At 42.4% G+C, this 15,011-nt stretch carries 13 protein-coding genes; 7 read left to right on the forward strand and 6 right to left on the reverse strand.

Going from position 1 to position 15,011, the window contains the following annotated elements; genetic code table 11:
- Positions 1 to 1,152 (forward strand): permease (locus tag A923_RS0114340; protein ID WP_017222370.1); only part of this gene is annotated, 1,152 nt, incomplete at its 5' end.
- Here A923_RS0114340 and A923_RS0114345 read toward each other — a convergent pair.
- Positions 1,149 to 1,343: a hypothetical protein gene (locus A923_RS0114345; protein WP_017222371.1), complete on the reverse strand. Its 195-nt coding sequence runs from the start codon at positions 1,341 to 1,343 to the stop codon at positions 1,149 to 1,151. The genes A923_RS0114340 and A923_RS0114345 overlap by 4 nt on opposite strands.
- A 213-nt stretch (positions 1,344 to 1,556) precedes the next feature.
- Here A923_RS0114345 and A923_RS0114350 point away from each other — a divergent pair, with 213 nt between their 5' ends.
- Complete coding sequence (locus tag A923_RS0114350) at positions 1,557 to 2,171, forward strand: PilZ domain-containing protein (RefSeq protein ID WP_017222372.1); 615 nt, start codon at positions 1,557 to 1,559, stop codon at positions 2,169 to 2,171.
- Positions 2,172 to 2,234: 63 nt separating this feature from the next.
- On the opposite strand, the gene glnG is transcribed toward A923_RS0114350, so the two are convergent.
- The 4 genes from glnG to glnA all read right to left on the reverse strand — a co-directional run bounded on the left by glnG (position 2,235) and on the right by glnA (position 6,876).
- Positions 2,235 to 3,653: a nitrogen regulation protein NR(I) gene (gene glnG / locus A923_RS0114355; protein WP_017222373.1), complete on the reverse strand. Its 1,419-nt coding sequence runs from the start codon at positions 3,651 to 3,653 to the stop codon at positions 2,235 to 2,237.
- Positions 3,654 to 3,664: 11 nt separating this feature from the next.
- Positions 3,665 to 4,717, reverse strand: a complete 1,053-nt coding sequence (glnL, locus tag A923_RS0114360) for a nitrogen regulation protein NR(II) (RefSeq protein WP_017222374.1) — start codon at positions 4,715 to 4,717, stop codon at positions 3,665 to 3,667.
- 104 nt (positions 4,718 to 4,821) lie between these two features.
- Positions 4,822 to 5,334 (reverse strand): DUF4124 domain-containing protein, encoded by a 513-nt coding sequence (locus A923_RS0114365; protein ID WP_237716222.1) that lies wholly within the window; start codon positions 5,332 to 5,334, stop codon positions 4,822 to 4,824.
- A gap of 132 nt (positions 5,335 to 5,466) precedes the next feature.
- Positions 5,467 to 6,876 (reverse strand): glutamate--ammonia ligase, encoded by a 1,410-nt coding sequence (glnA, locus tag A923_RS0114370; RefSeq protein ID WP_017222377.1) that lies wholly within the window; start codon positions 6,874 to 6,876, stop codon positions 5,467 to 5,469.
- A gap of 518 nt (positions 6,877 to 7,394) precedes the next feature.
- On the opposite strand from glnA, the gene typA reads away from it, so the two are divergent.
- The 5 genes from typA (at position 7,395) to A923_RS0114395 (ending at position 12,798) form a co-directional block, all read left to right on the forward strand.
- Entirely contained in the window at positions 7,395 to 9,212 is a 1,818-nt protein-coding gene (typA, locus tag A923_RS0114375) for a translational GTPase TypA (RefSeq protein ID WP_017222378.1), read from the forward strand.
- 106 nt (positions 9,213 to 9,318) lie between these two features.
- The gene (locus tag A923_RS0114380) at positions 9,319 to 10,221 is read left to right on the forward strand and encodes a virulence factor BrkB family protein (RefSeq protein WP_017222379.1); all 903 of its coding nucleotides are present in this window, start codon (positions 9,319 to 9,321) and stop codon (positions 10,219 to 10,221) included.
- A gap of 166 nt (positions 10,222 to 10,387) precedes the next feature.
- Positions 10,388 to 11,362, forward strand: a complete 975-nt coding sequence (pip, locus tag A923_RS0114385) for a prolyl aminopeptidase (protein WP_017222380.1) — start codon at positions 10,388 to 10,390, stop codon at positions 11,360 to 11,362.
- A 61-nt stretch (positions 11,363 to 11,423) separates the two neighbouring features.
- Positions 11,424 to 11,861 carry a D-aminoacyl-tRNA deacylase gene (gene dtd / locus A923_RS0114390; RefSeq protein ID WP_017222381.1) on the forward strand — a complete coding sequence of 146 codons (438 nt, stop codon included), beginning with the start codon at positions 11,424 to 11,426 and terminating at the stop codon, positions 11,859 to 11,861.
- Between the two features lie 37 nt (positions 11,862 to 11,898).
- The gene (locus tag A923_RS0114395; RefSeq protein ID WP_017222382.1) at positions 11,899 to 12,798 is read left to right on the forward strand and encodes a bifunctional GNAT family N-acetyltransferase/hotdog fold thioesterase; all 900 of its coding nucleotides are present in this window, start codon (positions 11,899 to 11,901) and stop codon (positions 12,796 to 12,798) included.
- 50 nt (positions 12,799 to 12,848) lie between these two features.
- Here A923_RS0114395 and recG read toward each other — a convergent pair whose 3' ends face one another.
- On the reverse strand, positions 12,849 to 14,921 hold the full coding sequence (recG, locus tag A923_RS0114400; RefSeq protein WP_017222383.1) for an ATP-dependent DNA helicase RecG: 2,073 nt from the start codon (positions 14,919 to 14,921) through the stop codon (positions 12,849 to 12,851).
- Positions 14,922 to 15,011 lie beyond the last annotated feature (90 nt).

Here is a 15,011-nt window from a genome sequence, read left to right on the forward strand (position 1 = left end):
CACGAAGTACATGATGACCACGTTGGACATGAAAACCACGTTGGGCATGATGACCATGCAGTACATGATGACAACGCAGGGCATGATGACCACAGCAGTGAAACAGCGGAAACCTTACTGCGTTTTGTGAGTTTGTCGTTACATGCCGCGCCGGCGTTATTATTCGCTTACATCCTCACATGGTTGATTAACTTTGTGAAACCAGCTTTTAATATGGTTGGTCAACTGCGTAGTAGTAGCCCTATTGCTGGCGCCTTAAAAGGCACATTAATTGGTTTGCCACTACCGATTTGCATTCCTGATGCCTCAGGCATGTATAAACAATTGATTAAAGCGGGTTGTGGTTCTGCATTAGCGGTTTCATTCTTAGTTGCATCCCCTGTTATTGGCTTTGATGCGTTACTTATTTCATTACCGCTGTTGGGTGTTGAGTGGGTTGGTATACGTTTAGTGATGGCGGTTATATTAGCGGTGACGTTAGGTCTGCTGATTGGCTCATTATTCAAAAAACATGACTTGAATAACGATACTTGTGCGACTACCGCAGAGTTAGAAGCGTCAACATCACGCCTTAAACGTGCATTTGAACATGGTTTTTCACACCTGATTGATCATACTGCACCCTGGGTATTATTTGGTTTGATTGCGGCAGCGACATTTACGCCAACCATTGGCTGGCAGTTCTTACAACAAGAACCTTGGTTGCAGGTTGTTTTGGCTATTTTGATTGCCTTGCCGTTTCACTTTTGTGCCACGGGTATTACGCCAGTATTAGCCATTATGCTGATTGCAGGTGTATCACCGGGTGCTGTTGTAGCCTTTAGTCTTGTTGGACCAACGCTTAACCTCGATTTGTATCGCTTTATTAAAGATAACCAAGGTAAGCAGATCGCTGTTGCTGTGGTAATGGCTATTGTGACCGTCGCCTTGTTATTGGGTCTTGGTATTATGTATTGGGTACCTGAATTACCAAAACCTTGGTTGACGTTGGCGCCACATTGGCAGGATGACTGGTGGCGTTATGTCAGCTTAGTGATTGTGACGGTGTTATTTGCGATAAGTATTTTACGTCGTGGTGCACGTAGCTTTATGCTGGAATTATTACCGCATAGTTTTAGAAATTCGAAACCGCATCACCATCATCACCATTAAATTGTAATATCAATCCTGTTGCTACGGGCATCTCGTCGTTTACTGACTCGGCGCTCGTAGCGGGGATGATGATACAATTTTCGTTGCCGCCGTTCATGGCGGTGACGATGCTCCATGATAAACTCACCTGCTACTTCTATCGTGTCGATGACATCGATACCTTGATTTACATCGTCTAAATTTGCTTCCATGCTCGCCCTACCTGTCATGTTATAGAAATAGCTGTTTGTTCATGCTCAATTTTATGTATTAACATCAAGCTTACGTGTTTTATATTTGCAAGGTTAAATCCGATCTGGTTTACTAAGATTAGTATAATTAGATGTAAATTTAGTACTAATTATGGATGAATTTTGTATCAGGGATAAAGGAGAACGGTATGCTAAATCAAGGAAGGTTGCTTCATGCCAAAAAAAGTTAGCGATGTATTAACCCAAGATGAGCTTAATTTATTACAGGAAGTCATCGAAAGCCAAGCTGAGCATAGCTGCAATGATATTGCTATGCCTGATATATCGAAACAGTTGCTTAATGTTTTGGCGCAATCGAGTGATATTGTTCTGGTCGCTCAGCGCGAGCAAGAGGAGTATCGATTTCCGCTGTATTTACTCGATGATGAACTAAAGGAATTAGGCCTGCCAGATATTATTGATCATAAAGGTGGTGGCGGCCGCTATTGGCGTTTCGCTGCGCCAAAAGGGCTGAAAATTTTCGATCATAAAGGCGATGTATTATTGGGTGTTGTCAGTAATATTTCCACCTCGGGATTATTCATGCTGTGTAGTGAACAGCAACTTGCAGCGTCAGGTATTAATCTAAAAGAGGGGGCTAATCTTCGTTTTTATCTCAAGATCCCACAGCGTGGTTTTCACTTAGTTGATGCTATTGTCGTCAGGATTGAAAGTCAGGGAAATAATATTAAAGGATTGGCGTTAAAATTTAATATTAACGCTGAACTGACGTTAATATTACATGATTATATTATTGAGCAGCACGATACTTTGACTCAATTAGATTAGCAGTTAACTGGCTTAGTTACAGCCTGCTAACTGCTTGTAGCATTTCTTTATACGTTGATTTAATTAACTGATATCCAGTTCTTTTAATTTTCGGGTGAGGGTGTTTCGACCCCAACCTAACAATTTCGCGGCGTCTTGCTTATGCCCCTGAGTATATTCCAATGCAGTTTGTAACATGATTCGTTCAAAGTCGGGCATGGCTTCTGCGAGAATATCGCGTTGTCCTGACGCTAACTGCTGCGCGGTCCAGGTTTTCAGTTGACTGCGCCAGTCGCCATTTTGGCTGTTACTCGCACGACCTATTACAATCGACTGTTCCTCGGTAATTTCTGGTGGTAAATCAGCAATGAATATCTCTTGGCCACTCGCCATCACGGTTAACCAGCGACAAATATTCTCGAGTTGGCGGACGTTACCGGACCAATGGTGATTAGCTAAATAGGTTTGCGCTTCCTTACTGAGAATTTTGGTTTCGACGCTTAACTCTTTACCTGCTCTAATCAAAAAGTGGTTGGCTAATTTCGGAATATCTTCTCGGCGTTCGTTTAATGACGGAATGTGAATACGGATCACGTTTAGGCGATGAAATAAATCTTCACGGAAACTGCCATCGGCAACCTTCTGCTCTAAATTTTGGTGAGTGGCTGCAATAATACGCACATCGACGCTTACGGGAGAATGGCCACCGACACGATAAAATTGACCATCCGATAATACCCGCAACAGTCGCGTTTGAATATCGATCGGCATATCACCGATTTCATCTAAAAATAAGGTACCGCCATTAGCCTGTTCAAAGCGGCCATTACGTACATTTGCTGCACCAGTAAAGGCGCCTTTTTCATGACCAAACAATTCTGACTCAATTAAGTCTTTTGGGATCGCCGCCATATTCAAGGCGATAAACTCATTGTTTACACGCGGGCTATGTTTATGTAATGCCTGTGCGACGAGTTCTTTACCTGTGCCTGATTCACCATTAATTAATACGCTGATTGATGAACGCGATAAACGCCCAATTGCGCGAAATACTTCTTGCATAGCAGGTGCTTCACCAATAATTTCAGTCACTGGCGCGACTTTATTATTCTTCCGACGATTCTTCGATTGCTCTCTGGCATGCGTCACTGCACGCGTGGCTAAAGACACCGCTTCATCAATATCAAATGGCTTTGGCAGGTATTCGAATGCACCAGCCTGATACGCATTGACGGCACTATCGAGATCGGAGTGGGCCGTCATGATAATGATTGGTAAGTCTGGATGAGTGGCATGGACTTCACTCATCAATTCTAACCCCGTCATTTCGGGCATACGTATATCAGAAATGATAATGTCGGGCTGTTCGAATTCTAATTTTTTTAATAAAGCATGCGGTTCACTAAATGCAACGGTGTTAAACGCTTGTGATTTTAGTGCTTTATCAAGTACCCAGCGGATAGAACTATCGTCATCGACAATCCAAACTGTTGCTGTTGTCATAGTTTAATCCTTTATTTTCTTAATGGCAGATAAATGGCAAATTCGGTATGCCCAGGCCAGCTATTACACTCAATTTTACCTTTATGTTGTTTCACTAGGTTTTGTGCAATAGAGAGGCCGAGTCCAGTGCCACCTGGTCTGGCGGTGACCATCGGATAGAATAAGGTATCTTTGATATGTTCAGGGATACCGGGGCCATTATCGATGATCTTAATTTCAGCACTCAGGCGATATTTCTGTCCTTGAATATTCACTTGATGCGCCGTACGCGTAATAATTTTGATGGTACCGTATTGTTTTAGAATTTGAATTGCATTACTAATGATATTCAACAGTGCTTGTTGTAATAGATCGGGTTCCATCTCAAAGTCAGGGATAGAAGGGTCGTAATCACGTTCGATAATAATGCCTGGTGGTAAATCAAACTCGACTAACTGTTTAACTTTTTCAATCACCGAATGGATGTTTAAGATGGTTTGTTTACCGGGTTTCTGTGGACCCAATAAACGGTCGACGAGCGAACGTAAGCGATCGGCTTGTTCGATGATAATACCGGTGAACTCTTTTAATTCTTCCGTCGGCAGTTCTTTCTCAAGTAATTGTGCCGCGCCACGTAAGCCACCGAGTGGATTTTTAATTTCATGAGCTAGGCCGCGAACTAACTCTTGTGCGGCTTGTTGCTGGACGTGCTGGTAGAGTTCTTGACTGATTTTTTTTTGTAAGTCGATTTGCCTTGCTTCAATCAGGATACAAGTATCAGCACCAAAGTTAGTGAGGGTGGCTGATATTTCAACTAACAGCTGGCGATCATCAATCACCAGTGACACTTCATTATCGGTAAAGCCTTGGCCTGTTTTAATGGTGCTCGCCAGTAACGATAAATCCAAGGTCGTGTGCTCAATAATATCGGTTATTTTCATATCAAGAACACGCGTTGCACTTGACCCCAATAGCTGTTCGCCTGCAGGGTTAAGATATTTAATATGCAGATCATTGTCGAGCACGAAAACAGAAGAAACTAAATTATTGAGCAACGATTGCTGCGTTTCAGGGATCATGATCATGGCACTTCCTTATCAGGATAACTATCCCGTTACCGCTCTGCACCATTTTGGTGCTACAACTAAAATACTACTGTACAGCGTGATGAAATTAAAGCGCTAATGCGTTAGTTGGCTTTAAAACGATGCAAATAAACCGTAATTAACTCTGATGATGCAATTACCTTGCCCAAGTTGTTTATTATTTGTAGCTGTAATTTATGTGTGCCAATCGGTACATTACTGACATTAAATTGCTGGTCAACTTGTTCGCTATGGATCACGCCATCAATTAATAAACGTATCGTTAAACCGTAGGTGAGTGTGGTACTCAGTGTAGCTGATACAGTTATATCACCGCTGTTGCTGCGCAAGGTTTGTTGATCGACAGGGCTGTGGATGCTAATGCCTATTGGCATTAAAGGAATATCAGTCAGGCTGGTATTTGCAGCACTGGCTTCTGGTGTTCTTGATTGTGTTAATGATTCAATCGAGGGCGGCGTCAATTGCACGTCAATTTCAGTGGCGGATTCAGGTTTACTTTCATTATCTGAAAAGTGGGTCACACCTTGTTCATCTGTCCATTGATAAATCGCCGATATGCTTGGGTAAGAAAGTAATAGTACTATTAGTATCATCATGTGTTTCATTTCGACATCCTGTCTTTTGATTACTTGATTTGTATGGTTATTCTCACCCAGTTATATAAAATTAACAAATAAAAAACCCGCTAAATAGCGGGTTTTTTTAGATTAATTTGTATTAATAACAAATTATACGCTGTAGTACATTTCAAACTCAATTGGGTGAGTTGTCATGTTCAGTCTTTCAACTTCTTGTGCTTTTATTGCGATGTAAGCGTCGATTGTATCGTCTGCCATTACATCACCAACCGTTAAGAAATCACGATCTGAATCGAGTGCAGCAAGTGCTTCGTCTAATGACGCTGCAACTTGTGGAATTTCTGCAGCTTCTTCAGGTGGAAGATCGTATAAATCTTTATCCATTGCATCACCAGGGTGAATACGGTTTTTAATACCGTCGATACCCGCCATTAACATTGCAGAGAATGCTAAGTATGGGTTTGCTGCTGGATCTGGGAAACGTACTTCAATACGTGTCGCTTTTGGCGATGGTACGATTGGGATACGAATCGATGCTGAACGGTTACGTGCAGAGTAAGCTAGCATTACTGGTGCTTCAAAACCCGGAACTAAACGTTTGTACGAGTTAGTTGCTGGGTTAGCAAATGCGTTAATTGCTTTTGCGTGCTTGATGATGCCACCAATGTAATAAAGCGCCATTTCAGATAGACCGCCATACTGATCACCAGAGAAAAGGTTTTCACCGTTTTTCTGTAGTGATTGGTGACAATGCATACCTGAACCGTTATCGCCTACTAATGGCTTCGGCATAAATGTTGCTGTTTTGCCGTAAGCGTGTGCCACATTATGGATAACGTATTTAGTGATTTGAACTTCATCAGCTTTTTCAACGATAGAGTTGTATAGTGCTGCGATTTCGTTTTGACCAGCAGTTGCTACTTCATGGTGATGCGCTTCAACTGTTAAGCCCATTTCTTCCATTACTAAGCACATTGCGCTACGGATGTCTTGTGCAGAGTCAACTGGTGATACTGGGAAGTAACCACCTTTAACGCCTGGACGGTGACCCATGTTGCCGCCTTCGTACTCTTTATCAGAGTTCCAAGAAGCTTCTTCAGCGTCAATTTTGTACATACTACCTGACATGTCTGTTTTGTATTTAACATCATCAAATAGGAAAAACTCTGGTTCTGGACCGAAGAACACATCATCTGCGATACCTGTTGAACGTAAGTATGCAAGTGCGCGTTTAGCAACTGAACGTGGGTCACGGCTATAACCTTGCATTGTTGCAGGTTCTAGAACGTCACAACGTAGGTTTAGCGTTGTTGCTTCAGTAAATGGGTCAAGTACGGCTGTAGCAGGGTCTGGCATTAAAATCATGTCAGATTCGTTGATGCCTTTCCAACCTTCAATTGATGAACCATCAAACATTTTACCTTCTTCAAAGAAGCCGGCATTTACTTGATGATGTGGTAGAGAAACGTGCTGCTCTTTACCTTTAGTATCTGTAAAACGTAAATCTACAAATTTAACGTCTTGTTCTTTAATTAGAGCTAATACGTTTTCTGCTGACATAATAAAATAACCTCCGGTGTCATCAATATGATGGCTTCATTTAAAGTTGTTGACTGTAAACAATCATAAACTAGATAATGCCATATATGTGCCAACTATTTAAGTTGTTGATTTAAATGTTTTAATGTACTTGTCTTTGGTTACTGCATCCCTACGTTGCACATTTGTTGTGCGTTGCGTGCACCATGTTGGTGCGGTCTGGTAGCAATCAATAAACTTATACATTTATTATTACTCAGTTCGATATTATGGTTTATTTTCAACGATTACCAGTAAAATCGTGTGCAAATTATTTTGACAATATATATGCAATATAGGTCGCAGATATTACCGGTTAAAACACTTTATTACGCTGTGATTTGCCTGCTAAAAGCCCGTATGTGGCCTATCGCACGGTTTTTAAATAAAAAAAAATGCAATCATTTTACTCTGCGCCAAAATTTTGCTAGGTAGATCACAGCGGGACGGTTACAATACCGCCTAATTTTTACACATAAAAAACATATAGAGGCATCACAGTGCTAGATAAACTACGCAACATTGCGATTATCGCTCACGTTGACCACGGCAAAACGACTTTAGTTGACAAATTATTAGAACAGTCAGGTACTTTAGAAACACGTGGTGGTAATGAAGAACGTGTAATGGATTCAAACGATCTTGAAAAAGAACGTGGGATTACAATTCTTGCTAAGAACACAGCAATTATCTGGAAAGATTACCGTATCAACATCGTAGATACTCCAGGACACGCCGATTTCGGTGGTGAAGTTGAGCGTATTATGTCTATGGTAGACAGTGTTTGCTTGATCGTTGACGCAGTTGATGGCCCTATGCCACAAACACGTTTCGTAACACAAAAAGCATTCGCACACGGTCTTAAGCCAATTGTTGTTATCAACAAAATTGATAAGCCTGGTGCTCGTCCTGAATGGGTTATGGACCAAATCTTCGATTTGTTTGATAACTTAGGCGCAACTGATGAACAGCTAGACTTTAAAGTTGTTTACGCTTCTGCTCTTAACGGTTGGGCTAACGCTGAATCTGAAGAAGCAACAGAAAACATGGAACCTTTATTCCAAGCTATTGTTGATGGTGTTGCTCCACCTGAAGGCGACCGTGACGGTGATTTCCAAATGCAAATCTCTCAACTTGATCACAACGCATACGTTGGCGTGATCGGTGTTGGTCGTATTACACGTGGTTCTGTTAAAGTTAACCAAGCGGTTACTATTATCGGTTCTGACGGTAAAGAACGTAAAGGCAAAGTTGGCCAAGTATTAGGTTACTTAGGTCTTGAACGTCATGATGTTGAACTTGCACAAGCAGGCGATATCATTGCAATCACTGGTTTAGGCGAACTTAAAATTTCTGACACAATTTGTGCACAGAACAATGTTGAAGCGCTTCCACCACTATCAGTTGACGAACCAACTGTAACGATGACGTTCCAAGTAAATAACTCACCATTCTGTGGTAAAGAAGGTAAATTTGTTACTTCACGTAACATCCTTGACCGTCTAAACAAAGAGTTAGTACACAACGTTGCACTTAAAGTTGAAGAAACTGCTGATCCAGATAAATTTAAAGTATCTGGCCGTGGTGAACTTCACTTAGGTATCTTAATTGAAAACATGCGTCGTGAAGGTTTCGAGCTAGCAGTATCTCGTCCTGAAGTTATCGAAAAAATGATCGATGGCAAGTTACACGAACCAATGGAAACATTGACAGTTGATTGTGAAGATCAACACCAGGGTTCAGTTATGGAACAGTTAGGTATCCGTAAAGCGGAACTAACTAACATGACTCCAGATGGTAAAGGTCGTATTCGTTTAGACTTCATCATCCCAAGCCGTGGTTTAATCGGTTTCCAAACTGAATTCTTAACAATGACTTCTGGTTCTGGTCTTCTATACCATAGCTTCGATCATTACGGCCCTCATAAAGGCGGTACAATTGGTCAACGTCAAAACGGTGTATTAGTTTGTAATCAAACTGGTAAAGCTGTTACTTACTCTCTATTCTTCTTACAAGATCGTGGTCGCCTATTCTTAGGTCACGCTACAGAAGTATACGAAGGTCAAATTGTTGGTATTCATAACCGTGCTAACGATTTAACAGTTAACTGTATTCGTGGTAAGCAGCTTACTAACGTACGTTCTTCTGGTACTGATGAAGCACAAACGCTTTCACCAGCAATCGTATTGACTCTTGAGCAAGCGCTTGAATTCATCGACATCGATGAGCTAGTTGAAGTTACACCAAAAAGCATTCGTATCCGTAAGAAACTTCTTTCAGAAAACGAACGTAAACGTGCTGGTCGTCCAAGCAAGTAATTATAGTTAACGAGGTTATTATTTAATAATCTTGGCGCTATGACAAAAAAAGGTGATACTTAGGTATCACCTTTTTTTTATCTTAAAATCACTAAGGACGGAACCAGTGGTTACTTTATCTTATCAACAATCGTTGGTATTACTGGCTAAAACAAAAACCAGCCTCTGGTTGTTTTTACTCACTTGTTTTGCTTTTCTCCGCTATTTCGGTAAACGCGTCAGTGATGATCGGATCACGGTAAACGCCAGTTCTCTGGCTTATACCACGCTCCTTTCTCTGGTGCCTTTAATTACCGTGTTGTTTTCTGTGATGTCTGCGTTTCCTGTTTTTGAAACCTGGCAGCAAAGTGTAGAATCCTTTTTATATACCAATCTAGTACCGAATGCGACAGGCGCAGTGCAGGGGCATATCGAAGGTTTTGTCGCTAATACGGGGAAGATGACCTCAATCGGTTCAGGGGCGCTATTCATGGTGGCGTTGCTGTTGATTAACACCATCGATAAGCACATTAATCATATTTGGCGTTGTAAAATAGATCGCAGTTTCTTTTTATCTTTTGCTGTCTATTGGCTTATCTTAACGTTTGGGCCGCTTTTCATTGCCATCAGTTTAGGTATTTCTTCGTATTTATTATCTTTATCATTCGTGGCTGATGTCACTGAAGTAACTGGCACGGTCAGTTTATTAAAACTGGTACCTGCTTTACTTGGCACTCTGGGGTTATTCGTGATGTATGTGGTGATCCCCCATCGTCATGTACCGCTGCGTTATGCTTTTATAGGGGCGTGTACGAGTGCCTTTTTGTTTGAAAGCATTAAACGTGTCTTCACTTGGTATTTAGTGCAATTTCCATCTTATGAAGTGATTTATGGTGCATTAGCAACTATACCTATCTTATTGGTTTGGATTTATATGTGCTGGTTAATCGTGTTGTTAGGCGCTGAAATCACCGCGTCATTAACCGAGTTTACTGAACAGCTAAAACTCAAGAACGCACAATCTGAATGACAACAACAGTCACATAATCAGCAACAAGCACACTGCTCTATGGATGACAGTTCTGACTTAGTTAGGCTATTTATACCCGCAAACGCGATAACACTGCCTGCGCTGATGTTAGATTAAACTATCAACCTCTGTGTCCTTTGTTGCGAGAAAGGAGGTTGATATCACTATGATTGGACTGTACCCCGCCATCCAGCATTATGCTGAACATTATTTATCTGTGAACGCTCAACACTGCCTTTATATCGAGGAAGTGGGTAATCCAGACGGTATACCGTTACTATTCCTGCATGATGGTCCCGGTAAGGGCATTATGGAGGATGATCGACGTTTATTCGACCCTAAGCTATATCGCATTATTTTATTTGACCAACGCGGCTGTGGGCGCTCTAAGCCCTATGCGTGTATTGACGACAACACCAGTCAAGATTTAGTGCAGGATATCAATGCAATCTTAACGTTATTGGATATTCAACGCTGCGTCTTATTTGGTGAAGGCTGGGGCGCGACATTGGCGTTGTTATACAGTTTGAATCATCGTGATAAGGTGCAAGGGTTAATATTGCACAGTGTGTTTCTAGCGCGTAATCAGGATCTTGCATGGCAATTTTCTGCTTCTGGCGGTGCCGCACAGCTATTTCCTGAACATTTTAACGATCTGATTAGTCATGCTAATGGCAATGATTACACGGCGCTACTATCCTCGTATAGCCAGTTATTAGTCAGTGATAATGATATAGAGAAAATGACGGCGGCGAAGGCGTGGGTAGAATGGCAGGCACAAATTGGTAACCCTCATCCGGAGTTTCGCAGCAAGGTTGATTTGATTGATGCCGATGTGGCGTTAAGTATGTCGACTTTGCAGTGTCATTACTTTTCCCAGCACTGTTTTATTAGCGATAACTATATTTTTAAATGCTGTGATGCGTTAGCGCAGGTACCGATGATCATGGTGCATGGCCGTTTTGATATATCCAATCCACTCGGGCCTGCCTATGCGTTATGCCAGCGTTTACCATTAGCACAGCTGTTTATTGTACCGTACGCAGGGCACTTCGATTGCGAGCCGGGTATGATAGATGCGTTACGGAAAGCAACAGAACTGATGGCTGAGATTATCGACTATGAGTTTGTCAGTGATTAATTTCAGCAGTTTCGGTATTATCAATAACATTAAGATTTAATAATGATTATTGAGGCAAAACATGATTGCATTGATCCAACGTGTGCGCAAAGCAGATGTCAGCGTTGAAAATGAAGTGATTGGTAAAATAGAGCAAGGATTGTTGGTATTTTTGGGCATTGAGAAAGGCGATACCGAAGCCAAAGCCAAGCGTTTATGTGAGAAGTTATTAGCCTATCGAGTATTCAGTGATAGCGATGATAAAATGAATTTGAATGTGCAGCAAGTTAATGGTGAGCTGTTGGTGGTATCGCAATTTACCCTTGCTGCAGATACCAATTCAGGTACGCGCCCGAGTTTTTCTACTGCGGCAGCACCTGCTGATGCCAATCATTTGTATGAATATTTTGTTGGGCAATGTCACCAGAAAAAAATAACCACAGCAACAGGGCGCTTTGCCGCTGATATGCAAGTGTCGTTAGTCAATGATGGACCGGTTACTTTTTGGCTGCAGGTTTAGCACGCAGACCATGAGTGATAATAGACAAGGAGAGACTATGTTTCACGTGCATGTACCCGAAACGGAACAAGAGTTAGAAGATTATTATCATTTACGCTGGTCGCTGTTAAGAGCTCCACTGCAGCGTCCCCGTGGCACCGAAAAAGATATTTACGATGAGCACAGTGAACATCGTATGATCTTGGATAATACCGGTACGCCTATTGCCTGTGGTCGTATTTATACTGCTGGCGTCAACGAATCGCAGATTCATTATATGGCTGTAGACCCTAGTCACCGTAAAAAGGGCTTGGGTAGTTTGCTGATCTCGGCGTTGGAAGATGAAGCGTATAAAGCCGGCAGTGAACGTATTGTCATGAATGCGCGCGTTGAAGCGGTACCGTTTTATGAAAAATGTGGCTTTTCCTTGGTCGGTAGTGGCCAAATAAGTGAAGGTGTTCGTCATCGCCAGATGATTAAAGAAGTCAGCGCCATGGATAAGATTTTACGCCACCCTGGATGGTGTGCAGAACTGCAAAATGAGTGGGCAACTAAGATCCCGATTAGTCAGCACATGGGCATTAGTATTCGTCAGTATAGTGGTTGGCGATTTGAAACTGCAGCGCCATTAAACGCCAATGTGAACGTCCACGATACCATGTTTGCTGGCAGTATTTATAGCCAGGCAACATTAACCGGTTGGGGATTAGTTTGGTTAATGCTTAAAGAACAGGGCTTAATGGGTAATATTGTGCTGTCGAAAGGTAATATTAATTATAAACGGCCGATCAATCTAGAGCCGCTTGCGGTGGCGCATAAATACCGGATGAAGGGCAGTTTGCTGGAGTTATTAGAAGGGCGTAATGCCAAGCTTGATATTGACGTTGATGTTTACAGTGGTCCAAAGTTAGCCGCGGTGTTTAGCGCGACCTTTGTGGTGATCCCTATCGGTGCCTAGTGTTATGGCTTAGCGCTTAACTCTTATCCCTTAAAACAGCGTTATTAGCGTTAAGCGTTAGAATAAATGTCTTTGTCGGCCATCCAGCGCTGGGTGATCGCATGGGCATTATCAGGATGCTGTTGCAGTAAGTGGCGGGCAATATTTTGTACCAAAGGTATTAATTGTTGGTCGCGCACTAAATCGGCCACTTTCAAATCAGCTATACCGGTTTGTTTACTGCCGAGCATTTCGCCGGGACCGCGGATCTCAAGATCCCGCTGTGCAATTCTAAAACCATCGGTCGTTTCGCGTAATACCGATAAACGTTTACTGCCGCTCTCTGAAAGGGGCGCATGATAAAGTAATACACAATGACTCGCCACTTTACCACGACCAACACGACCGCGTAATTGATGTAATTGCGCCAGACCCAAGCGTTCCGGGTTTTCGATAATCATCAAGCTGGCATTCGGTACATCCACGCCCACTTCAATCACGGTTGTTGCGACCAATAAATCTAATTCTTTGTTTTTAAATGCGGCCATGACATATTGTTTTTCAATGGCTTTCATGCGGCCATGGACTAAACCAATACGCAAATTGGGTAACTGTTTCTGTAAATCATTAGCGGTATCTTCAGCGGCTTGCGCTTCTAATACTTCCGATTCTTCAATTAGAGTACATACCCAATAGACCTGACGGCCTTCATTTTTAACCGCTAACTCGACACGTTCAATAATTTTCCCGCGTTTGGTATCGGGCATGACGACGGTGGTGATTGGCGTGCGCCCCGGAGGCAATTCATCAATAACCGAGGTATTTAAATCAGCATAAGCGGTCATGGCTAACGTGCGTGGGATCGGTGTTGCCGTCATGAATAACTGATGTGGGTACAAACCGCTGACTGCGCCTTTTTCACGTAGCGCAAGACGCTGCTCAACACCAAAGCGATGTTGTTCATCAATAATCACTAAGGTTAAATTTAAAAAATGCACCGCATCCTGAAAAATAGCATGGGTACCGACAATCATCTGCGTTTCACCACTGGCAATCGATTCCAGTTCGGCTTCGCGCGCTTTACCTTTTTGTTTTCCCGATAACCAACCGACTTTAATACCCAGTTGATTGAACCAGCCTTTGAAGTTTAGCGCGTGTTGCTCTGCTAATATCTCTGTGGGTGCCATCAATGCCACTTGATAGCCATTTCCGATAGCCTGAAGCGCCGCTAAGGCCGCAACAAGGGTTTTACCTGACCCAACGTCACCTTGAACTAAGCGCATCATAGGATAGGCTTTCTGGAGGTCCTGTTGGATCTCCGCGACCACTCGTTGCTGTGCATTGGTTGGTGTGAACGGTAATTGTGCTAAAAACTTATCGGTGATGGTTTTGCTCGGCTGTAATTTGACCGCGGGATGCTGCTGCATTTTTTTGCGTAATTGCAGCATGCTGATGTTTTGCGCCAGCAGTTCTTCAATGATCAGGCGTTGCTGGGCAGGGTGTTGACCTTGCTCTAATAATTCCAGCGATACATCAGGTGTTGGTCGATGTAATAATTGAATGGCATGGTTTAATTCAATTTGTCCGGTATACAGTCCTGTCGGCAGCAATTCTTGCAATGTACTTTGGCTGAGGTGCTGCAGTGCTTGGTCGGTCAGATTACGTAAGGTTAATTGTTTTAAGCCGTCTGTTGAAGGGTACACCGGGGTCAGTGTTTCTTCACTCATATCTGAATGTGTAGATTGGGCAATTTTGTATTCTGGATGGACAATTTCATAACCAAAGCGGCCACGGCGGAATTCGCCAAAGGCGGTAATGGTTTTACCGACATTGAAACTGTTTTTTTGTCCGGCATTAAAATGGAAAAATAATAACGTGATGATGCCTGTGCCGTCGCTCACTTTACAAGACATGATTTTGCGTTTACCAAACGTGACATCGCAGCTGACGATCTCGCCTTCGATAGTGCCGTGTAGACCGGGTAGTAGGTCTTGGATAGAATAGATGGTAGTACGATCTTGGTATCGACTTGGCAAGTGAAAAAGCAAATCCTGAACGGTAATGAGGTTCAGCTTCGCTAATTTTTCGGCCATTTTAGCGCCGACACCTTTTAATTCAATAACCGGGATCTTATCTAATCGCATAATCACTCAAGAATCTACTGTACATATAAACATATATTATCAGAAGACTTATACCCAAGCTACTTCAAAATGATATCGCATATTGAAGTA

Origin of the sequence: Moritella dasanensis ArB 0140, assembly GCF_000276805.1 — a bacterium.
In the GTDB taxonomy this organism is placed as follows: domain Bacteria; phylum Pseudomonadota; class Gammaproteobacteria; order Enterobacterales; family Moritellaceae; genus Moritella; species Moritella dasanensis.